The sequence below is a fragment of the Streptomyces sp. UW30 genome (assembly GCF_008042075.1).
Taxonomy (GTDB): Bacteria; Actinomycetota; Actinomycetes; order Streptomycetales; family Streptomycetaceae; genus Streptomyces.
The window spans coordinates 1,087,273-1,107,363 of sequence record NZ_RDBN01000037.1 but is presented as its reverse complement, the minus strand read 5'-3'; the positions used below and the strand labels follow the sequence as shown (position 1 = coordinate 1,107,363).

The following is a 20,091-nucleotide window of genomic DNA, read 5'->3' as shown; positions in this document are numbered from 1 at the left end:
CCCCTACCCGTCCCATCCTTCTGGGGCTCCGCCCCGGACCCCGCTCCTCGAACTCCCCCAAGCTCTTCGAGCAGGGGCCCCCGGAGGGGCTGATCTCAGCCCCTCCGGCGGCGCGAGGAACGCTAGCCGCGGGTCAGCGACAGCAGGTCCCGCGCCGGGCCCACCGGCCGGTGCCCCGTCGGCCACACCGCCCGCAGGTCCCGCGCCAGCGACACGCCCGCCACCGGCACACTCACCAACCGCCGCATCGACAGCTCCTCCCCCACGGCCAACTCACTCAGCACCGCCGGCCCCGCCCCACTCACCGCGGCCGCCTTGACCGCGGTCGTCGAGGACAGCTCGATCAGCGGACGGGCCAGACCCCCCAGCGCCGCATCCAGCACCTGCCGCGTCCCCGACCCCTTCTCCCGCAGGATCAACGGCGTGGCCGCCAGCTCCGACGCCTGAAGCGCCCGCCGCCGACGCGACCACAGATGCCCCGGCGCGGTCACCACGATCAGGTGGTCGTGGGCGATGACGACGGAGTCCAGCCCCGTCGGCACCGTCAGCCCCTCCACGAACCCAAGGTCCGCCTCGTCCGCCAGCAACCGCTCGGCGACGGCCGCGGAGTTCCCGGCGAGCAGTGACACCGCCGTGTCCGGTCGCTGCGCCCGCAGGGCGAGCAGCCAGCCCGGCAGCAGATACTCCGCGATCGTCATGCTGGCCGCCACCCGCAACCGCGAGTCCCGCCGGTCCCGCAACGCCTGCGCCCCCACGTCGAACGCCTCCGCCGCCTCCACGATCCGCCGCGCCCAGTCCGTCACCAGCGCCCCGGCGTCCGTCAGCCGGGAACCCCGCGGTGACCGGTCCACCAGCGCCACCCCCAGCTGGCGTTCCATCGACCGGATCCGGCTGCTCGCCGCGGGCTGGGTGATCCCCAGCTCACGCGCCGCCCCACCGAGACTGCCGAGCCGCGCCACCGCCAGCAACAGCTCCAGCGCGCCGAGCTCCGGGACGCGATGCGCCAGGGATCCCGCGCGAAACTGCCCCTCCGCCGCCTGAGTCATAAACCCAGTTTATGTCGCCATAGACCCGAACTCCCTGGTGGGAGTGGATCCGCGCGAAGACCCTGAATGTCATGGTCACCGTCGCCCGTCACCTCGGGCCCCTCCCTCGCCTCGGCAGCGTCCGTCACCTCGGACCGAACTGGTACGGCGCGGTCATGGGCACCGCCGCCGTCGCCACCGCCGGAGCCCGACTGCCGCTTCACCTGCCCGGCCTGCGCACCCTCTGCACGGCCGTCTGGGCCCTCTCCCTCGTCCTGCTGCTCGTCCTGCTCGGCGCCCGCGTCCGGCACTGGACCCACCACCGCGACCAGGCCCGCGCCCACCTGCTCGACCCGGCCATGGCGCCCTTCTACGGCTGCCTGTCCATGGCCCTGCTCGCGGTCGGCGGCGGGGCGGTCACGGTCGGCCGGGACTGGATCGGGGTCGGGGCGGCGGTGGCCCTCGACGCCGTGCTGTTCGTCGCCGGTACGGCGACAGGCCTGGCGGCCGCGGTCGCCGTCCCGTACCTCATGGCCGTACGCCATCGCGTCGAACCGTCGCAGGCCACGCCGGTATGGCTGTTGCCGCTCGTCGCTCCGATGGTGTCCGCCGCGCTCGGGCCGCTGCTCGTGCCGCATCTGCCGCCCGGGCAGGCCCAGGAGACGCTGCTGCTGGCGTGCGTCGCGATGTTCGGGCTCAGCCTGCTCGGCACGCTGCTGATGCTGCCGCTCGTCTTCGCCCGGCTCATCACCGGCGGGCCCCTGCCCCTCGCCCTCACCCCGACCCTTTTCCTGGTGCTGGGTCCGCTCGGGCAGTCCACCACCGCCGTCGGCGCGTTCGCGGACGTCGCCCCGGGCGTGGTCCCGGCGCCGTACGGCGAAGGCTTCGGGATGCTCGCCGTTCTGTACGGCGTGCCGGTCATGGGTTTCGCGCTGCTGTGGTTCGGGCTGGCAGGCGCCCATGTCGTACGCGCCCGGCGGCACGGCATGGGGTTCACGATGACCTGGTGGGCGTTCACCTTCCCGGTCGGCACCTGTGTCACCGGCGCCGAGGCGCTGGCCCGGCACACCGGGCTCGTCGTCTACGACGGGCTGGCCGTCGGGCTGTACGCCGTGCTCGTCGGCGCCTGGGCCGTGGCGGCCGTCAGCACCACGCGCGGGCTGCTCAGCGGTGCGCTGCTCGCAGCGCCTCGGACAGCACCCGTGGTGCCTCGGCCAGTGACGGGCCGTACCACGTCAGGTGCCGTCCACTGACCAGTGCGCAGGGCAGATCGGGGAATGCCTCCGGGCCGTCGTCGGCCGTGAAGCGGTAGGGCTCGTCGGGGAGGACCACGACGTCGGGGGCCGCCGCCCGCAGGTCGTCCAGCCCGATGCGCGGGTAGCGGTCCTCGTGCGTGGCGTACAGGTGGTCCACGCCGAGGCGGGCCAGGACGTCGCCTGCGAAGGTGTCGCGGCCGAGGACCATCCAGGGGCGCCGCCAGATCGGCACCACGGCCGTCGTACGGCGTTCGGGGAGCGGAGGCGACGACCATGCCGCCTCCGCCTCGTCCAGCCACCGCGGGCGTGAGCCCACCCCGCAGGCGTCCAGCACGCGGGCCAGCTCACGGAAGGCCTGCGATACGTCCCGCACCTCGGTCACCAGGACCTCGACACCGGCCGCGCGCAGGGCGGCGAGGTCGGGGGCGCGGTTCTCCTCCTCGTTGGCGATCACCAGGTCGGGGGCGAGGGCGACGATCCGGTCCATGTCGGGGTTCTTGGTGCCGCCTACGCGGGTGACGTCGAGGCCGGCGGGGTGGCTGCACCAGTCCGTGGCGCCGACGAGGCAACCGGGGGCCGAGACGGCCACGGCCTCCGTCAGGGACGGGACCAGAGAGACTGTGCGCATCAGCGCCCCGGCCGGTCCCGGACCGCCTCGATGTGCTCCGCCACGGCGACGACGACCACGCGCGTGTCCGGCACGGTCGCCCGCCAGCGGTGGCGCACCCCGCCGGTCAGGTACAGGGTGTCGCCGCGGCCCAGGCGGTAGGCGCGGCCCTCCGCCTCGATCTCCACGGCGCCGTCGGCGACGTACATCAACTGGTCGTTGCGGTACTGGAATTCACGGCCCGCGTCATGGTCGCCGGTGAACTCCGAGGCGTGCATCTGGTGGTGACCGCGCACCAGGGACCGTGTCCGAGGCTGCGGCGCGAGTTCCGTGGTGTCGGCGCGCACCACGTCGACGCTGCACGCGGGGTCGGCGGCGGCGAGGAGTTCGACGGCGGTCGTCCGCAGTGCGTCGGCGACCTTCTCCAGGGAGCTTCTGCTGGGCCGCGCCCGGTCGTTCTCGACCTGGCTCAGGAAGGGCACCGACAGGCCGCTGCGCTCGGCCACGACGGCGAGCGTGAGGTCGAGCGCACGGCGTCGCCGCCGCACGGCCGCGCCCACCCGAAGGGGCTGTTCTTTGTGGTCGCCCATCGCTCCGGCTCCCTCCTTCGCTCGTAGGTCCACTGTCCTCGCGCCCGGTTTCCGGCGCACACCTTCTGTTGAGTTCTCTGCACCCTACGCATGTTCGGCAAACCGTTTCATGCGCCCGTCACATCGACGACACATCGGGGGGAGTACGACCCACTGGTTCGCGCCAGCGCATCGGCTCCCGCGACCTGCCGAGCGCCCCCGTGGCGCCGCTGACTGCCGTTCAGCACGCGAGCGCCGCTGTTTGGTTCAATGCTTCGCCGCTCCTCCGTGTTCCCTCGTCCGCGCCGACGGGCGGGCCTGGTCAGCGCTGAGGTGAAAGGGGGCGCGCGAGGGCGGGAAGTCGGGGTCGTCCGTGGGGAGTTCGCTGGGCCCGGCTCGGGTGGTGGGATAGCGCTGCGTGGTTGGCCGGATCCTTTTCGTAGGCATGCCGGACGACTATGCGGACATGCCGCGAGGGGTGGGTCAGCCGTACGGAGGGGAAAAACGTACGGCGTGACCCACCCCTCGGGAGGCGGTCCGGGACTGTCAGGTCACCCGGCCGCCTGGCTCTTGTGCTGCGCGCCGGCGACCGGGGCCCACTTGTCCAGCAGGCCCGGGTTCTGCTTCAGCCAGCTGCGCACGGCGTCCTGCTCCTTGCCCTTGCCGGCCTTGGTGATCTGCGACTCCAGGCCGGTGAGCTGCTTCTCCGTCATGGCGAAGTTCTTCAGCCACTCGCCGACCTCGGGGTTGTCGTCGGCGAAGCCCTTGCGGGAGAGCGTGTGCACGCCGTCGCCCTTGCCCCAGGCGCCCTTGGGGTCCTTGAGCTTCGTCAGGTCGTAGTCGCTGTACGCCCAGTGCGGCGACCAGAGCGTGACGACGACCGGCTCCTTCTTGGCGTACGCGCGCTTGAGCTCGGCGAGCATCGCGGGCGTCGAGCCGTCCACGACCTCGTAGCTGCCCTCCAGGCCGTACTCCTTGAGGACCTTGTCCTTGAGCATGCCCATCATTCCGGCGCTCGGCTCGATGCCGATGATCCTGCCGTTGAACTTGGAGGCGTTGTTCTTGAGGTCCTCCAGGGAGTTCACGCCCTTGACGTACGAGGGGACGCTGAGCTCCAGGGAGGTGGGGCCGTACCAGGAGCCGAGGTCGTCGAGCTGCTTCCCGTACTTCTTCCAGTACTCGGCGTGAGTGGTGGGCAGCCAGGAGTCCGTCTCGAAGTCGATCTGGCCGGTGGCGAGGCCCGTGTAGAGGGGGCCCGCGGTGTACTGGGTGGTGGTGACCTTGAAGCCGCGCTGCTCCAGCAGTTCCTTCCAGAGGTACGTGGAGGCGATGCCCTCGTCCCACGGGATGTAGCCGATCTTGACCTCCTTGCCCTTGCCGACGTTCGTGGCGGAGGCCTCGGTGTCGGCGGAGGTCGGGCCGAAGACGCCCATGCCGCCCGCGACGAGGGCCAGGGCGGCGACGCCGGCGACGGCGACGACCGGGCGCGGCCGGTGGTTCCAGACCTTGACGCGGCCGGCGGCGCGGACCTTGGCGGCGGCGCGACGGCCCAGCGGGGAGATCTGCTCGCCGAGCGCGCCGGTGATGCGGTCCAGGTAGATCGCGAGGACGACGATGCCGACGCCCGCCTCGAAGCCGAAGCCGATGTCGAGCTGGCCGATGGCCTCGTTGACGGCGCCGCCGAGGCCGCCGGTGCCGACCATGCCGGCGATGACGACCATGGACAGGCTCAGCATGATCACCTGGTTGATGCCCGCCATGATCGTCGGCAGGGCCAGCGGCAGCTGGACGCGCAGCAGGGTGTCGCGTGGCGTGGTGCCGAAGGCCTCGGCGGCCTCGACCAGCTCGGCGTCGACCTGGCGGATACCGAGCTCGGTCATGCGGACGCCGGGGGCGAGCGCGAAGATCAGGGTGGCGATCACGCCGGCGGCGGTGCCCAGGCCGAAGAAGAGGATGGCCGGGATCAGCAGCACCATCGACGGCATGGTCTGGAGCAGGTCCAGGACGGGCCGGACGGTGGCGCTGACCGTCTTGGAGCGGGCCGCCCAGATGCCCAGCGGGATCGAGAGCRCCAGGGCGATGGCGGTGGCGACCAGGACGAGGGCCAGCGTGGACATGGCCCGGTCCCACAGTTCGAGCGAGTCGATCAGCGCGAACCCGCCGAAGGCGAGGACGCCCGCGACGACGCCGCGCAGCCACCAGGCGAGCACGGCGAAGATGCCCGCGAGGAGCAGGGGCTCGGGGGCGGTCAGGACGGCGTTGACGCCGTCGTACATGCCTTCGACGACTGCCTTGATCGCGTCGAAGAGCCAGCCCATGTGGGCGACCAGCCAGTCCACGCCGGAGTCGACCCAGTCACCGAGATGCAGCCTAGGCACGGGCGGTCACCTTCCCCTCCGGGGTGTCGCAGGGCGACGGATCGGCGCTCTCGTCCCCGAGGAACCCGACCAGCCGCTGACGCTGAACGACGCCGATGACCCGGTTTTCCTCGTCCACGACGCTGACCCGGTGGGACAGGCGGGCGCTGATCGCGCACAGTTCCACGAACGGCGTCTCGCTGGTCGCGGTCTCGCAGGCGCACAGCGGGGCGTCGGCGGTGACGGAGGTGTCCATGAGGGCGCCCGCGGTCAGCACGCGGGAGCGGTCGACGTCCTGGATGAAGGAGGCGACGTAGTCGTTGGCCGGGCGCAGGAGGATGTCCTCGGCGGTGCCGGTCTGCACGATGCGGCCGTCGCGCATGACGGCGATGCGGTCGCCGAGGCGCATGGCCTCGTTCAGGTCGTGGGTGATGAAGACGATCGTCTTCTTCAGGCTCTTCTGGAGCTGGAGCAGCTGATCCTGCATGTCACGGCGGATCAGCGGGTCGAGCGCGCTGAAGGACTCGTCCATCAGGAGCAGGTCGGCGTCGGTGGCCAGCGCGCGGGCGAGACCCACGCGCTGCTGCATGCCGCCGGACAGCTCGTCGGGCCAGGACTTCTCCCAGCCGGCCAGTCCGCACAGGGCCAGCGCCTCGCCGGCGCGCTTCTCGCGCTCGGCGCGGGGCACGCCCTGCACGGCCAGACCGTAGGCGGCGTTCTCCAGGACGCTGCGGTGCGGGAACAGCGCGAAGTGCTGGAAGACCATGCTGATCTTCCTGGCGCGGACCTCGCGCAGCTCGCGGTCACCGATCGCGGTCAGGTCCTGGCCGTCGAAGCGGACGTGACCCGCGGTCGGCTCCAGAAGCCCGTTGAGCATGCGCAGCAGGGTGGACTTGCCGGACCCGGACAGACCCATGACGACGAAGATCTGGCCGGGTTCGACGGTGAAGGAGGCGTCGATCACGGCGGCGGTGGTCCCGCCGGCGCGCAGCTCCTCCCGGTTGACTCCCTGGCGCAGCCGCTCGACGGCCTCGCCCGGTCGTCTGCCGAACACCTTGTAGAGCTGGTCGGCCTCAAGCCTGGATGACACGGGTACCTCTTGTCTCGACGGCAAATGAAGGGAGCGACTGGCGCAACAGTTGCGCATGGGGAGTCGCTCCGGCTGCGCGCCTGCCCGGGTTCCCCGCCCACAAACGCACAAGTGGTCCAGGCCACAGGCCCGCCACACATCGCGACCGCACGCTCACACAGGGGCCGTTGTCGGTGCCGTACGGCATGATGCGTGGCGTGACCGGACGACTGATGCTCCTCGACACCGCCTCGCTGTACTTCCGCGCCTACTTCGGCGTCCCGGACTCCGTGAAGGCCCCGGACGGGTCCCCGGTGAACGCCGTGCGCGGGCTCCTCGACTTCATCGACCGCCTGGTCAAGGACCACCGCCCCGACGCACTGGTGGCCTGCATGGACGCCGACTGGCGGCCCCAGTGGCGGGTCGAGCTGATCCCCTCCTACAAGGCACACCGGGTCGCCGAGGAGCGCGCGGCGGGGCCGGACGAGGAGGAGGTGCCCGACACGCTGTCGCCGCAGGTGCCGGTCATCGAGGCCGTCCTCGACGCGCTCGGCATCGCACGCGTGGGCGTCGAGGGGTACGAGGCGGACGACGTGATCGGCACGTTCACCGCGCGGGCGAAGGGCCCGGTCGACATCGTCACCGGCGACCGCGACCTGTACCAGCTGGTGGACGACGAGCGCGGGGTGCGGGTGCTGTACCCGCTCAAGGGCGTCGGCACCCTCCAGCTCACCGACGAGGCGTGGCTGCGCGAGAAGTACGGCGTCGACGGCGGTGGGTACGTGGATCTGGCGCTGCTGCGCGGCGACCCGAGCGACGGCCTGCCGGGCGTGCCCGGGATCGGCGAGAAGACGGCGGCGAAGCTGCTCACCGAGTTCGGCGACCTGGCCGGGATCATGGCCGCGGTCGACGATCCGAAGGCGAAGCTCACCCCCTCGCAGCGCAAGCGACTGGACGAGGCACGGCCGTATGTCGCCGTCGCGCCGAAGGTCGTGCGGGTCGCGCAGGACGTCCCGCTGCCCGACGTGGACACGGCACTGCCGCACACGCCCCGGGATCCGGCAGGGCTGGACGAACTGGCGGTGCGCTGGGGGCTGGGCGGGTCACTCCAGCGGCTGCTCGTGACGCTGGGCGCGTGACGGTACAGGGGGCGTGAAGGGCGTTCCGATCGTGCGCATGGGGCTCGTGACATGGGGAATTCGTTACGTGCGTGCGCGACATGCACCACTTCATGAACGTTCATAGCGGCGTTCGCCAGGCGGAGGTGCTAACTTAGGTAAACCTAAGCTTGGAACGAGGGAGGCCAGTGATGGCACTACGCCCTGCCCGCAAGCCGCGGAAGCCCCACTCCGCGCAGGTCATCCGTACCGAACGGCTGACCCCGCACATGCAGCGTGTGGTGCTGGGCGGTGAGGGGCTCGCCGAGTTCGCGGCGGACACCTGCACGGATCATTACGTGAAGATGCTGTTCTCCCCCACGGGTGTGAGCTATCCCGAGCCCTTCGACCTGGAGCGCATCCGCGAGGAACTGCCGCGCGAGCAGTGGCCGGTGACGCGGACGTACACCGTGCGGGCGTGGGATCCCGAACACCGCGAACTGACACTGGACTTCGTGCTGCACGGCGACGAGGGTCTGGCCGGCCCGTGGGCGATGCGCGCCGAGCCCGGCGACATCGTGCGTTTCATGGGCCCCGGCGGCGCCTACGCCCCCGACCCGGACGCCGACTGGCATCTGCTCGTCGGCGACGAGAGCGCCCTGCCCGCGATCGCCCGCTCCCTGGAATCGCTGCCGGACGGCGCCACGGCGTACGCCTTTGTGGAGATCGCCGGCCCCGAGGAGGAGCAGAAGATCGACTCCGACGTGGAGGTGATCTGGCTGCACCGCGGCTCCCGCCCGGTCGGCGAGGCGCTGGTCGAGGCCGTGCGGGCGCTGGAGTTCCCCGAAGGCCGGGTGCACGCGTTCGTGCACGGCGAGGCCCACTTCGTGAAGGAACTGCGCCAACTGCTGCGCGTCGAACGGAGCGTCGCCCGGGAGGACCTGTCCATCTCCGGCTACTGGCGGCTCGGCCACAACGAGGACGGCTGGCAGGCGTCCAAGCGGGACTGGAACGCGCGGATCGAGGCGGAGCAGGAGGGGGCGGCGCCGGCGGCGTAGCCCAAGGACGGCGGTAGGCGCGGCACGGCGGTAGGGGCGGCACCTTGCGGGTGCCGCCCTTTACTCATGGTCCGAACTGACCTCACACCGACCGCTGATACGACCGGAACGTCCGTATGGACAGCCACACGGCGGCGATCGCCAGCGCGAGCAGCCCACCGCCCCGGGTGAGCACGTCACCCCAGTCGGGGTGGTCGGACATCGCCGAACGGCCCGCGACCATCGCCCAGTTGAGCGGGTTGAAGTCGGCGACGTGCCGCATCCAGCCCGGCATCTGCGACGGTGCCATGAAGGCGGAGGACAGGAAGGTCAGCGGCAGCAGCAGGAAGGTGTTGATGCCGATGATCGACTCGCGCTCCTGCACCAGCATGCCCAGCGCGTTGGACAGCGCCCCGAAGATCGTCCCGAGCAGGACCGAGGCAATGACCAGGACGGCGATGCCGCCGATGCCGCCCGGGTAGTCGGCGCCGCCCAGCAGGCCGAGCAGCACGATGACGACCGACTGGAGGGCGGTGACCAGGCCGTTGTTGACGACGTTGCCGTTCATCAGCGCGGCCCGGCTGACCGGGGTGGTCAGGAACCGGTTGAGGGTGCCCCGCTGGATCTCGTCGAGCGTGGTCATCCCCGCCCACATGTTGGAGCTGAGGGCGCTCATCACGACGACGCCCGGCACCAGGTAGTCGAGGTAGGAGGTGGTGCCGAAGCCGCCGAGCTCGACGACCCTCTTGAAGAGGCTGCCGAAGAGGAAGAGCCAGATCACCGGTTGGATCAGCGTGATGATCGCGTACGCCGGCTGCCGTACGAAGACCATGAGTTGACGCTGCGTCATGTACCAGGTCTGGGTGATCGCGGTGCTCATCGCGCACCTCCGTCCGCGGCGAGGACGAGGTCCCCACCCCTGTCGAGGTCGGCCTCGACCTCGGCTTCCGCCTCGGAGTACCGGCGACCGGCGTAGCGGAGGTAGACGTCGTCGAGGGACGGGCGGGCGACGGTCGCGGTGGCTACGCCGACCCCGGCGCGTTCGAGCGCGGCGAGGAGCGCGGGCATCGCGGCGGCGCCTTCGTCGGCACGGACGCTGACGCGACGCCCGTCGACCAGCACGTCGTGCACACCCGGCAGCCCGCCGAGAGCGTCCCGGAGGATCTTGCGGCCTGCTTCCCCGACCGCGTTGCGCAGTTCCACATGGACGGCGTCGCCGCGGAGTTCACCCTTGAGGGCGTCCGGGGTGCCTGTGACGACGATCCGGCCGCGGTCGACGATCGCGATGCGCTCGGCGAGCCGGTCGGCCTCCTCCAGATAGTGCGTGGTGAGCAGGACGGTCATGCCGTCCTCGCCGGCCAGCCGCCCGATCTCGTCCCACATCGCGGCGCGGGTCTCGGGGTCGAGGCCGGTGGTGGGCTCGTCCAGGAAGAGCACCTCGGGCCGGTGTACCAGGCCGAGGGCGACGTCGAGGCGGCGGCGCATGCCGCCGGAGTAGCCCTTGACCGGGCGGTCGGCGGCGTCGGTGAGCCGGAAGCGGTCGAGCAGTTCGGCGACGCGACGGCCGAGGTCGGCGCGGCTCAAGCCGTAGAGCCGGCCCTGGAGTCGGAGGTTCTCACGGCCGGTGGCGACCGGGTCGGCACCGGAGTTCTGGGCGACGACTCCGATCGCGCGGCGTACCCGGTCCGGGTGGCGCAGCACGTCGTGGCCGGCGACCGTGGCCGAGCCCGAGTCGGGGCGGGCCAGGGTGGTGAGGATCTTGACGGTGGTGGACTTTCCGGCGCCGTTGGGGCCGAGGAGGCCGAAGACGGTGCCGGGTTCGACGGTGATGTCCATGCCGTTGAGGGCGGTGACCTCGCCGTAGGTCTTGATCAGTTGGCGCGCCTCGACTGCGGGCGCACGGGTGTCAGGGCTGGTACTGCTCATGACGACTGCTCTCCTGGTGAGCGGATACGTGATCGTTCCGCGTGAGGAGCGCCGGGCTATCCTGGGTGTGCCGCACCTCGATCGCCCGGTTCTGCCCCACGGTGGATCCGTTTTCGGGGTTCGCGACCCCGGCGGAGCTGCTGCAACAGCCCTGCCGGGGTCCTTCTCATGATGTGAACTCGGCCGGCAACTCCCCCGTTTCATGGAAATGCCGCCACGCCTCGACGCCCGGCAGAGAGCCCTTCTTGATCTCCTCGAGGAGACCTCCGACCCACTCCGCCTGCGCCTCGACCATGTGCAGTTGATATTCGACCTCGACGAGGAACAGCCTCGGCAGCGTTTCGCAGAGCTTCTCCAGGGCGCCCCGGCCGCCGGCCACCTGCACCTCCAGCGAACTCAGGCGCATCTCCAGCAGCCGCACCACCTCGTCGGGAGGCAGCGCCGCCATCAGCGAGAGCGCCGTCTCGAAGATCGGGTACTCCTTCGCCGGGACGGCGAGCAGGTCGGACAGCCACTCGGCCATCTCCTCGCGCCCGGCCTCCGTGAGGCCGTAGATCGTGCGCTCGGGGCGGTTGCCCTGGCGCTCCACACCGGTCACCTCGACGAAGCCGTGCTTCTCGAGGTTCTGCACGACGGTGTACAGCGACCCGTAGTTGATCTTCGTACTGGCGTCCTTCCCCTGCTGGCGCAGGGTCTGGGCGATCTCGTACGGATGCATGGGCTTCTGCCAGAGGGTTGTCATCACGGCGAGCGCCAAGGGGTTGGTGAGCTTGCGTCGCTTCCTCGCCACGGTGAACACCTCGCTTCCGAATATCCGTGGCAGAATATATCGCGAGCGCAGCAGGCGCGTCAACAGACACGACATATCGCGTTCCGATGGGGCGTTCGCAGGAGGACACCGACGCCACGCCGACCTCGGCGGACGGCGCCGCCGACGCGGCCGTTCCCGGCGTGGTCCTGCCGGCCCTCACCACGCTCGTGAACCCGATGGACAACCGCGTGCTCTGGCTGATGAACCGGGCCGATGTGATCGCCGCGATCATCGACGCGGCGCTGATCATCGTCTTGCTGCCGACCTACTCCGAGCGCTCCCCCGGTATCACCCTCCACACCGAAGGCGCCGACCAGTCCAGCCGGTTGGGCGCACTGCTGGTCGGCTCGTTCACGGCGGCCTACGTGATGATCGGCTTCGACAGCGCCGGCGAGATGAGCGAGGAGACGCGACATCCACGCCGCACCGCACCCCGCACCATCCTCACCGCATCGGGCGCCGCCGGCATGCCGACGGCCTGCTCGTGCTCGGCGGGCTGCACCGGCATGCCCAGCGCGCCCGCCGTGGCGGCCGGCGTCCTCGCGGCCGGCCACCCTGCTACTGCCGACGTACGCGATGGTCACCGGCCCCCTGCTGGTGCCTCCTGTACGGCCTCTTCATGACCGTCAACCTCGCCTGGCCACGGGCGGCGGGGGCAGGACGAGACGCGCCTGCCCCGCGCCGATGCTGAACCACCCACCCGACCAGAGCCGTCAGAAGGCGCCTAGGCACTGTCCGATGGGTCGCGTGACCAGGCCAGCATTCACATCGTTCCGGCCGGTATGGGGCGGGGTGATCTGTCGGATCTGGAGTGGGCTCGGCTGGAGCCGCACCTGCCGAAGAACGCGGGACGAGGCGGGCGTTGGAAGAGCCATCGCAAGGTGATCAACGGCATTCTCTTCCGGCAGCGGACCGGTATCCCGTGGCGTGATCTGCCAGCACGGTTCGGCAGATGGAAGACAGTGCACGACAGGCATCGCAGGTGGTCGGCGGACGGCACGTGGGAGAGGATCCTGCGGGCCGTCCAAGCCGATGCCGATACTGAAGGCCGGATCGACTGGAGCATGGTCAGCGTGGACTCGACCTCCTGCCGCGCCCATCAGCATGCCGCGGGCGCCCGCACGGCCGCGCCGCGTATTCCTAGACGACGCGGACGACCTGTTCAACATCGTTCAGATGAGGCCCTGGGCCGCTCCCGTGGCGGGCTGACCTGCAAGATCCATCTGGCCGGTGAGGGCGGTCGACGTCCTCTCGCGTTCGTCATCACACCAGGCCAGTGGGGCGATGCTCCGCAGCTGATCCCGGTCCTCGAACGCATCCGTGTCCCACGTCCGGCCGGCGGTCATCCGCGCACGCGCCCCGATCACCTGGGTGGCGACAAGGCGTATTCGTCCCGCCGGAATCGCCGGTATCTGCGGCGTCGGCAGATCAAGCACACGATTCCCGAGCGCAAGGATCAGCGGGTCAACCGCCGGCGCCGTGGTAGCGCGGGCGGCCGGCCCACCGGCTTCAACAAGACGATCTACAAGCGTCGAAACGAAGTCGAGCGAACGATCAACGCGCTCAAGGGCTTCCGGGCTGTAGCCACCCGATTCGACAAGCGGGCGTACATCTTCCACGGCACCGTGACCGTCGCTGCCATTCGCCTCTGGCTCCGCTCATGACCTGTCGGACGGTGCCAGCCGAGCGAGTCCGACATGTGCGAGCTCGGGATATGGCAATGCGTCAGCGAGTTCGTGACGGGGCGAAGGGGATTCCCGAAGCCATGCCGCGGCGGCCGACGATGAGGGACTCGCCTAGGAAGCTCACGCCTATGGAGAGCTGAACGGGTCGTGCGTTCTCGTGCATGCCCATCTTCACCGCCAGGATGCTGAAGCCAGCCGTGATCGCCAGGGTGCCGATCACGGCGAGGAAGGTGCGGCCCGTATACCGCTGCCACAGGACGCCTCCCTTGTCGACGAGTTGAACGGTGGCGCCGCGGAATGCGCCGAGTGCCGCGCCGAGGGCGGCGCCCGTGATGACCCAGGTGAGGTCGGTGCCGGTCAGATCCGTCATCTTGACGAGGGACAGGACGCCGATCCCGGTCAGGATCGCGGGGGCGACGAAGAGGTCCCTTGTGTTGACCGGTTCACCGATCATCCGTTTGATCACGACTGCGATCACGACCACCGCGATGATCGCGGCGAGCAGCCAGGGGTTCACGTAGATACCACCCATCTTTATGGCACAACTGAGCTAAAAAATGATGTTAGCCCGGTCGTGCTATAACGGCAATGTGCCAAAGATCGTCGATCCCGCAGCCCGCCGCAGGGCGGTGGCGCAGGCTGTCCTGTCCGTCGCCGCCCGGCAGGGACTGGAGCATGCGTCGCTGCGCAACGTCGCCGATGAAGCCGGACTCGCCATCGGGTCGGTCCGCCACTACTTCGCCGACCACGACGAGTTGATGACCTTCACGATGAGGGAGCTGAGCCGGCGCATCGGCGACCGCATCCGCACCCACGCCGAGCGACTCCTGGCTCCCGACAGGGGCACCGACCGCCGGGCCGCGACAGAAGAGCTCCTGGCCGAGTTCCTCCCGCTGGACGAGGCCCGCCGCCAGGAGGCCGCGCTCTGGCTCGCCTTCACCGCCGCAGCACACACCCGCCCCGAACTGCTGCCCTGCGCAGCCGAGATGCAGGCCGACCTGCAAACCCTGATGTCGCGCGTGCTGCACGAAGCCTGGTACGCCGGCGGGCTGCCGGCTGACACGGACGTCGAGCTGGAAAGCACGCGCCTGGCCGCCCTCCTCGACGGACTCACCCTCCAGGCGACACTGCTGCCGGACCGCTATCCGCCGAAGCGGCTCCGGCAGGTACTGCGGCGGCACCTGGACGCCCTCAAAGCCGGCAACTGACCTCCGGGCAACGCGTTCAGCCCGCACGCCGCAGGATCGCGGTGCGATGCTGCCCGGCAGCGCGCCAGCCTTGCTCTCCCCTCGCTAGGGACGGGCAGCGCGGCCTCAGCGCGCTTGGCGTCGACCATATGTGTCCAAGCCGCCTGGCATGAGGGTCAAGTCCCGGTCGGCCGATCGCCACTCGCGCGACGGTCTGACCCACCGGACAGGGCCTAGTCGGACGCTCGCACCAGACACTCCACTCGGGCCTGCATCTTGTGAGGGCTCAGAGTCATGCGAGGTTCGACGTGCGGCAGTTGATGGTCGACATGCGAGAGTCGCCACTGGGTCACGATCGTGGACAGGGCCAGTGTCGCCAGGGTCATCGCATAGTTGTCGCCGATGCATTTGCGTGCACCTCCGCCGAACGGGATGAGGGCGCCCCGCACGGGTTCACGCTCCGGTAGCCATCGGTCGGGGTCGAAGGAGTCGGGGCGCGGATGGAACCGCTCGTCGTGATGGATGAGATACGGGCTGTAGATGATGTTGGTTTCGGGGGGGATCACGGCGTCCGCCAGCCTGGCTTCGGCGGTGGTCGTACGAGTGAAGATCCATCCAGGAGGGTAGAGGCGCAGCGTCTCGGTGATGACCYTGCTCGCCAGGTCGAGCCGCGGGAGATCATCCCAGGTGGCGGTTCTGCTACCGAGAACCTCGGCTGTCTCGGTACGCAATCGCTCTTGGACATCGGGGTACTGACACAGCAGATGGACAGCCCAGGTGAGGGCCACTGCAGTGGTATCGATGCCGGCGACGAGCAAGGTCATGATCTGAGCGTGGATCTCGGCATCGCTGAGGCTACCTCCGTCGTCGTCACGTGCCTCCAGGAGCATCGACAGCACATCGCCGTGGGTCTGACTGTCCTGCCGGTACAGGCCGATGGTCTTGCTGACCGCGGCCCATGCCCGATTGCGAGCCCGCTCGTAGCGCCGGTTCGAGGGAAGAGGCAGACGGCGCAGCAAAGGCGGGAGGACTGCCTGCTGGTAGATGCCCCGGAAGATATCCGGAAGGCATTCCGTGACGGTGTCTATAGCGGGTCGTGCCGCTTCAGCCGTGAAGAGCGTTCGACCAATGGTGCCACTCGCGAGCGTGTACATCTGCGTGGCTACGTCGATGGCCCGCCCGTCGCTCCATGCGGTTCTGAGCGTATCTATTTCCTCGGCCATGATCGTGGCGTATTCACGCAGGCAAGTGCGAGAGAAGGCCGGCTGCAGGCTGCGCCGCTGCCGTCGGTGAGCACTGTGAGGGCAGGAGGCAATGCCGTTCCCGAGCGCATTTCCGACCCTGTCGATGATGGGCCCGCCCTTGTCGTATATGCGGTCATTCAGGAGGACCTGCTGGACGAGTTCAGGTCGGCAGACAACGACGGCCCTTTGTGGACCTAACCTGATTTGCACCAGATCGCCGTGCGAGGGGAGAGTGTTCAGGAAACCCAGCGGGTCACGGAGCAGGGGAAACAGATGCCCGACGATCGGCAGTGCCCCTGGTGCGTGTGTGATGCCCGTATGGTCSGTTGCCATGATGTGTTGACCCTTCTTGCCGATCCCAGGATGCTGGCGGGACTGCGCTTCAAGCCATTACTCACCGGTCAACCGCGTCTAGACCCATGCACGCTCCTGGCTCGGGAGCAGCACCTGCAGGTAGTCATGCTGTTGATCCGACTCGCCCGCGGTGGTGGGGATGGCGTAACGGGTGGTGTTCCTGTACCACTCCAGACATCCATTCGTCCACTGTCGCATTCCGGCGGTGACCTTCAGAATGTCTTCGCGGTCTCCGGGCCGCACCGCATGACTCGCCAAGAAGGGCAAGAGCTGCTCTTCGGCGGCCAGGAAGTCCTCCACTCGCCTCTGCACCTTGGCAACGGACGATTTGATGGCTTCCTGCAGCGAGATTCCCGCGGCATGCTGCATGACGATGACGACGTTGTGGAAATCTCCACGCTTGTTGTCGAGGTGAACAGAATGCAGATCGTTCTGCCAGGCGACCACATCGCTCGCGGCTTCGACCATCTCCCGGAMCAGGCCCGTTTCGTATATGTCATCCGGCACCTCCGTGCTCAGACTGAGTTCGACCAAGTCGAAGCCGAACTCCATACCCACGGACAATCGCCTGGTCCGGGTGAAACTCTCAATCCCTGGAGGAGTACCGCGGAACCGGTTCTCGGATTCCTCGGCAAATCCTTGGAAGAACAAGTCCAGGTGCCGGTTCAGCCGTCCGTGCAGCGCTGGTGAGAGCCTTTCTCCAGTACGGATGGAAAGATCCGTGAGCGCCTTGGTGAAGGGCGTTCGCTCTCGCACAGGGGCAGGGTCTTCGCCGGTGTTGATGATGTCCATCAGGCGTCGGTGGACCGGAGCCCAGGCTTCCGGAGTGTCATAGACCCTCAACGTGTGCAAGTCGTCCAGGATGAAGGTGAAGAAGAGCCATTCCGCGCACAGGCAGAGATCACGGAATGAGGCTTCCGGGTAGGTCAAGGCAACAAAGCGCCCGTAGCCTGCATCCAGCCGCTTCCGGCCGCCCGGTGTCTGCGTCAGGGAAAGGCTCTCACCAGCGCTGCACGGACGGCTGAACCGGCACCTGGACTTGTTCTTCCAAGGATTTGCCGAGGAATCCGAGAACCGGTTCCGCGGTACTCCTCCAGGGATTGAGAGTTTCACCCGGACCAGGCGATTGTCCGTGGGTATGGAGAGGTACAAAGGCGATCGCGAAAGCACCAAGTATGGCCGGTTTACCGCATGCACCCTTGAACGTGCTCGTGCGCCGGTGCCAGTGGCAGTGAGCCGGAGCGCAGAGGTGATGACCAGCGTGGGGTAACTCGTTCCTTCACGCCCGTGGTCCCCGTGTCGGTACCACATTCCCGCCACCCGTTCCCCCCTGTCCGTGAGCGCGGCGCGCACGGTTCCCCATGCAGCCCGCAGGTGTGCCCCTCGTACGCTTGATCCTGATGAGACGCCGCACTCCGCCCCCGCCCTCTCCCCTGCCGCAGCGCGACGGGGTGGATCCCGTACGTGTGCGCTTGCCGGCCGGGGACGCATGGGTGACCGTGCGGGATCATCTCGTGGCGCGGCTGGCAGCCGGGGCCGGGGTGATCGACAGCATGCTCGACGAGGGGCAGATCGTGGACGCYGCCGGGCGTCCGGTACCGCGGGACATGGTGTACGTGCCGGGGATGTACGTGTGGTTCCACCGCGAGTTGCCCGACGAGGAACGGGTGCCGTTCGCGATCGACATCGTCTACCGGGACGAGCATGTCGTGGTCGCCGACAAGCCTCACTTCCTGGCCACCACGCCACGCGGCAGCCACCTGACCGAGACGGCCCTGGCGCGGCTGCGGCGGGAGCTGGGAATCCCCGCACTTGGCGCGGCACATCGTCTGGACCGGCTGACGGCCGGGCTGGTGCTGTTCACCGTGCGGCCCGAGGAGCGCGGCGCGTACCAGTCGCTGTTCAGCGACAGGCAGGTGGCGAAGGAGTACGAGGCGGTGGCCCGGTACGACCCGGAGCTGACCCTGCCGATCACTGTGCGCAGCCGGATCGTCAAGGAGCGCGGGGTCCTTGCCGCCCGCGAGGTCGAGGGTGAGCCCAACGCCGTCAGCCAGGTCGAGTTGCTGGACCACCGCGACGGACGTGCCCGGTACCGGCTGWCACCSSGTACCGGGCAGACGCACCAACTACGGGTGCACATGAGCACCTTGGGGGTGCCGATCCTCGGCGATCCCCTCTATCCCGTGGTGACCGACCCCGTGGCGGCGGGTGACTTCCGGCGTCCGCTCCAACTGCTGGCGCGGGCGCTGGAGTTCACCGATCCGTTCACGGGGCGCGAGCACCGGTTCGTCAGCCCGCGAGGACTGCGGGCCTGGTCGTCCTACGACGAGTGGGCCGAGTAACCCCTGGTGCCCGGTCGGCTCAGTCGCCGCGCCACCAACGCAGGAGGCGCCGGAACATACCTGGCCGGCGGGCCGGTTCGGGCGTCACCACCGGCGTCGGAGCAGCGGGCTCCGCAGCCGTGGGCTGGGGCTGCGGCTGCGGCTGCGGCTGCGGCGAGCCGGCCTGCCAGTTGGTCGCGCGTTGCTGCGGCACCGGATGGGCGGAGGGCTGCTGCATGACGTCCTGCTGGGGCTGTGGCGCAAACTTCACTGGCAGTTCCACCAGGTGCCGGTTCGAGATGGACGCCCGCCAGCGCAGCTCATGTTCGTCGCAAGCGAGTTGGACGTCCGGGAGCCGGGCCAGCAGCGCGTCGACGCCGACGTCGGCGATGGCGCGGCCGATGTCCTGGCCCGGGCACTCGTGAGGGCCGCCTCCGAACGCGAGGTGCGAGCGGTTGCCCTGCATGTTGGCCTTGAGGTCCGGGCGGACACGCGGGTCGACATTCCCCGGCGCGATTCCGAAGATGAGGCCGTCGCCCTTGCCGATGCGCTGGCCGCCCAGCTCGGTCTCCTGCTTGGCGATGTAGGGGAAAATGGTGCTGAACGGCGGCTCGTCCCACAGGGACTGCTCGACCGCCTCGGGCACCGTCATCTGACCGCCCTTGAGCTGGGCGCGGAACCGCGGGTCGGTGAGTACCACTCGCAGTACGTTGGCGAGCAGGTTGGCGGTGGCCTCGTACGAGACGATCATGACGACGCGCAGGTGCTGGCCGACCTCCTCGTCGGTGAGCCGCGCCGGGTGGTTGATCAGGTGGCTGGTGAAGTCCTCCATGGGTTCGGCCCGGCGCCGGGCGGTGAGCCGCATCAGGGCGTCCATGATGTACGCGTTGCTGGCGATGGCGGTCTCAGTGCCCTTGAGCATGTCGCGGGCGGCCTGCACGATCCGGTCGTTGTACTCCTCCGGCATGCCGAGGATCTCGCACATCACCGCCATCGGCAGATGCTCGGCGAACTGGCTCACCAGATCGGCCCCGCCCTGCTCGCAGAACTTGTTGACGAGGTCCTGGGTCGCGCGGTTGATGTAGCGGCGGATGCCCCGGTGGTCGATGGTCGACATGGCGCCGGTGACCGCGCCGCGCAGCCGCAGGTGCTCGTCACCCTCGGCGTGGCAGCAGATGGGCTGCCAGGCGAGGATCGGCATGAGCGGGTGATCGGGCTTGATCGAGCCGTCCTGCAGAGCGGTCCACAACCGGGTGTCACGGGAGAACTGCGACGGGGTGCGCACGGTGTGCATGTTCTCGGCGTGGCCGAGCACCACCCAGATCGGCACGTCCTCATGCAGTAGCGCGGGAGCCACGGGACCATGCTCGGCACGGAGCTTCTCGTACACGGCTCCCAGGTCCTCCGCATCGGGGCCGTACAACCGGCGTAGCCCGCCTGGGCCGATGCCATGCGCGGGGCAGCCGGGGGGCGGGGTGGCCGTGGGCTCGTCCGTACCGATCGGGGAAAGAGGTTCAGGCGTCACGATGGTCGCTCCGAAGCTGAA

Annotated in this window: 19 protein-coding genes; 7 read left to right on the top strand and 12 right to left on the bottom strand. The window is 69.2% G+C overall.

Annotated elements, in window-relative coordinates:
* Positions 1-122: 122 nt before the first annotated feature.
* A complete protein-coding gene (locus EAO75_RS23715; protein WP_147997060.1) occupies positions 123-1,046 on the bottom strand; it encodes a LysR family transcriptional regulator in 924 nt (307 codons plus the stop codon).
* Positions 1,047-1,117: 71 nt separating this feature from the next.
* On the opposite strand from EAO75_RS23715, the gene EAO75_RS23710 reads away from it, so the two are divergent.
* On the top strand, positions 1,118-2,278 hold the full coding sequence (locus EAO75_RS23710) for a TDT family transporter (RefSeq protein ID WP_147997059.1): 1,161 nt from the start codon (positions 1,118-1,120) through the stop codon (positions 2,276-2,278).
* Here the strand turns inward: EAO75_RS23710 and EAO75_RS23705 are convergent.
* From EAO75_RS23705 to EAO75_RS23690, 4 genes are all read right to left on the bottom strand, one after another.
* Positions 2,190-2,909, bottom strand: coding sequence for a helical backbone metal receptor (locus EAO75_RS23705; protein ID WP_147997058.1), 720 nt, complete (start codon positions 2,907-2,909; stop codon positions 2,190-2,192). The two genes, EAO75_RS23710 and EAO75_RS23705, sit on opposite strands and share 89 nt — an antisense overlap.
* Positions 2,909-3,478 (bottom strand): helix-turn-helix domain-containing protein, encoded by a 570-nt coding sequence (locus EAO75_RS23700; RefSeq protein ID WP_147997057.1) that lies wholly within the window; start codon positions 3,476-3,478, stop codon positions 2,909-2,911. Before EAO75_RS23700 ends, EAO75_RS23705 begins: the two co-directional genes overlap by 1 nt.
* Positions 3,479-4,008: 530 nt before the next feature.
* Positions 4,009-5,835, bottom strand: coding sequence for an ABC transporter permease/substrate binding protein (locus tag EAO75_RS23695; RefSeq protein WP_147997056.1), 1,827 nt, complete (start codon positions 5,833-5,835; stop codon positions 4,009-4,011).
* On the bottom strand, positions 5,828-6,904 hold the full coding sequence (locus EAO75_RS23690; RefSeq protein WP_187284557.1) for a glycine betaine/L-proline ABC transporter ATP-binding protein: 1,077 nt from the start codon (positions 6,902-6,904) through the stop codon (positions 5,828-5,830). The genes EAO75_RS23695 and EAO75_RS23690 overlap by 8 nt, the downstream gene beginning before the upstream one ends.
* Positions 6,905-7,092: 188 nt before the next feature.
* Between EAO75_RS23690 and EAO75_RS23685 the strand changes: the two genes are divergently transcribed.
* Together EAO75_RS23685 and EAO75_RS23680 are read left to right on the top strand one after the other, a co-directional pair.
* Positions 7,093-8,022, top strand: a complete 930-nt coding sequence (locus tag EAO75_RS23685) for a 5'-3' exonuclease (RefSeq protein WP_261989460.1) — start codon at positions 7,093-7,095, stop codon at positions 8,020-8,022.
* 170 nt (positions 8,023-8,192) lie between these two features.
* A complete protein-coding gene (locus EAO75_RS23680) occupies positions 8,193-9,038 on the top strand; it encodes a siderophore-interacting protein (RefSeq protein WP_147997053.1) in 846 nt (281 codons plus the stop codon).
* 82 nt (positions 9,039-9,120) lie between these two features.
* Here EAO75_RS23680 and EAO75_RS23675 read toward each other — a convergent pair whose 3' ends face one another.
* The 3 genes from EAO75_RS23675 to EAO75_RS23665 all read right to left on the bottom strand — a co-directional run bounded on the left by EAO75_RS23675 (position 9,121) and on the right by EAO75_RS23665 (position 11,733).
* Positions 9,121-9,897, bottom strand: a complete 777-nt coding sequence (locus tag EAO75_RS23675) for an ABC transporter permease (protein ID WP_147997052.1) — start codon at positions 9,895-9,897, stop codon at positions 9,121-9,123.
* On the bottom strand, positions 9,894-10,943 hold the full coding sequence (locus EAO75_RS23670; protein WP_147997051.1) for an ATP-binding cassette domain-containing protein: 1,050 nt from the start codon (positions 10,941-10,943) through the stop codon (positions 9,894-9,896). Before EAO75_RS23670 ends, EAO75_RS23675 begins: the two co-directional genes overlap by 4 nt.
* A gap of 166 nt (positions 10,944-11,109) precedes the next feature.
* Positions 11,110-11,733: a PadR family transcriptional regulator gene (locus EAO75_RS23665; RefSeq protein ID WP_187284556.1), complete on the bottom strand. Its 624-nt coding sequence runs from the start codon at positions 11,731-11,733 to the stop codon at positions 11,110-11,112.
* A gap of 86 nt (positions 11,734-11,819) precedes the next feature.
* Here EAO75_RS23665 and EAO75_RS23660 point away from each other — a divergent pair, with 86 nt between their 5' ends.
* Positions 11,820-12,377 carry a hypothetical protein gene (locus EAO75_RS23660; RefSeq protein WP_410092473.1) on the top strand — a complete coding sequence of 186 codons (558 nt, stop codon included), beginning with the start codon at positions 11,820-11,822 and terminating at the stop codon, positions 12,375-12,377.
* A 159-nt stretch (positions 12,378-12,536) separates the two neighbouring features.
* A complete protein-coding gene (locus EAO75_RS23655; protein WP_147997050.1) occupies positions 12,537-13,418 on the top strand; it encodes an IS5 family transposase in 882 nt (293 codons plus the stop codon).
* Positions 13,419-13,479: 61 nt separating this feature from the next.
* On the opposite strand, the gene EAO75_RS23650 is transcribed toward EAO75_RS23655, so the two are convergent.
* A complete protein-coding gene (locus EAO75_RS23650) occupies positions 13,480-13,971 on the bottom strand; it encodes a DUF1453 domain-containing protein (RefSeq protein ID WP_261989390.1) in 492 nt (163 codons plus the stop codon).
* Between the two features lie 58 nt (positions 13,972-14,029).
* Between EAO75_RS23650 and EAO75_RS23645 the strand changes: the two genes are divergently transcribed.
* On the top strand, positions 14,030-14,647 hold the full coding sequence (locus EAO75_RS23645; protein WP_261989389.1) for a TetR/AcrR family transcriptional regulator: 618 nt from the start codon (positions 14,030-14,032) through the stop codon (positions 14,645-14,647).
* A 212-nt stretch (positions 14,648-14,859) separates the two neighbouring features.
* Here the strand turns inward: EAO75_RS23645 and EAO75_RS23640 are convergent, their stop codons facing one another.
* Both EAO75_RS23640 and EAO75_RS23635 read right to left on the bottom strand, forming a co-directional pair.
* Complete coding sequence (locus EAO75_RS23640) at positions 14,860-16,203, bottom strand: cytochrome P450 (protein WP_147997049.1); 1,344 nt, start codon at positions 16,201-16,203, stop codon at positions 14,860-14,862.
* Positions 16,204-16,281: 78 nt separating this feature from the next.
* A complete protein-coding gene (locus tag EAO75_RS23635) occupies positions 16,282-17,154 on the bottom strand; it encodes a terpene synthase family protein (protein WP_147997048.1) in 873 nt (290 codons plus the stop codon).
* A 470-nt stretch (positions 17,155-17,624) separates the two neighbouring features.
* Here EAO75_RS23635 and EAO75_RS23630 point away from each other — a divergent pair, with 470 nt between their 5' ends.
* Positions 17,625-18,566: an RluA family pseudouridine synthase gene (locus EAO75_RS23630; protein WP_147997047.1), complete on the top strand. Its 942-nt coding sequence runs from the start codon at positions 17,625-17,627 to the stop codon at positions 18,564-18,566.
* 19 nt (positions 18,567-18,585) lie between these two features.
* Here the strand turns inward: EAO75_RS23630 and EAO75_RS23625 are convergent, their stop codons facing one another.
* Entirely contained in the window at positions 18,586-20,070 is a 1,485-nt protein-coding gene (locus EAO75_RS23625; RefSeq protein ID WP_147997046.1) for a cytochrome P450, read from the bottom strand.
* Positions 20,071-20,091 lie beyond the last annotated feature (21 nt).

What these genes read in the sequence shown, in the direction of transcription:
- EAO75_RS23715 (WP_147997060.1), bottom strand. Translation starts at nt 1,046, where the DNA reads ATGACTCAGGCGGCGGAGGGGCAGTTTCGCGCGGGATCCCTGGCGCAT.
- EAO75_RS23710 (WP_147997059.1), top strand. Translation starts at nt 1,118, where the DNA reads ATGGTCACCGTCGCCCGTCACCTCGGGCCCCTCCCTCGCCTCGGCAGC.
- EAO75_RS23705 (WP_147997058.1), bottom strand. Translation starts at nt 2,909, where the DNA reads ATGCGCACAGTCTCTCTGGTCCCGTCCCTGACGGAGGCCGTGGCCGTC.
- EAO75_RS23700 (WP_147997057.1), bottom strand. Translation starts at nt 3,478, where the DNA reads ATGGGCGACCACAAAGAACAGCCCCTTCGGGTGGGCGCGGCCGTGCGG.
- EAO75_RS23685 (WP_261989460.1), top strand. Translation starts at nt 7,093, where the DNA reads ATGCGTGGCGTGACCGGACGACTGATGCTCCTCGACACCGCCTCGCTG.
- EAO75_RS23680 (WP_147997053.1), top strand. Translation starts at nt 8,193, where the DNA reads ATGGCACTACGCCCTGCCCGCAAGCCGCGGAAGCCCCACTCCGCGCAG.
- EAO75_RS23675 (WP_147997052.1), bottom strand. Translation starts at nt 9,897, where the DNA reads ATGAGCACCGCGATCACCCAGACCTGGTACATGACGCAGCGTCAACTC.
- EAO75_RS23670 (WP_147997051.1), bottom strand. Translation starts at nt 10,943, where the DNA reads ATGAGCAGTACCAGCCCTGACACCCGTGCGCCCGCAGTCGAGGCGCGC.
- EAO75_RS23660 (WP_410092473.1), top strand. Translation starts at nt 11,820, where the DNA reads ATGGGGCGTTCGCAGGAGGACACCGACGCCACGCCGACCTCGGCGGAC.
- EAO75_RS23655 (WP_147997050.1), top strand. Translation starts at nt 12,537, where the DNA reads ATGGGGCGGGGTGATCTGTCGGATCTGGAGTGGGCTCGGCTGGAGCCG.
- EAO75_RS23650 (WP_261989390.1), bottom strand. Translation starts at nt 13,971, where the DNA reads ATGGGTGGTATCTACGTGAACCCCTGGCTGCTCGCCGCGATCATCGCG.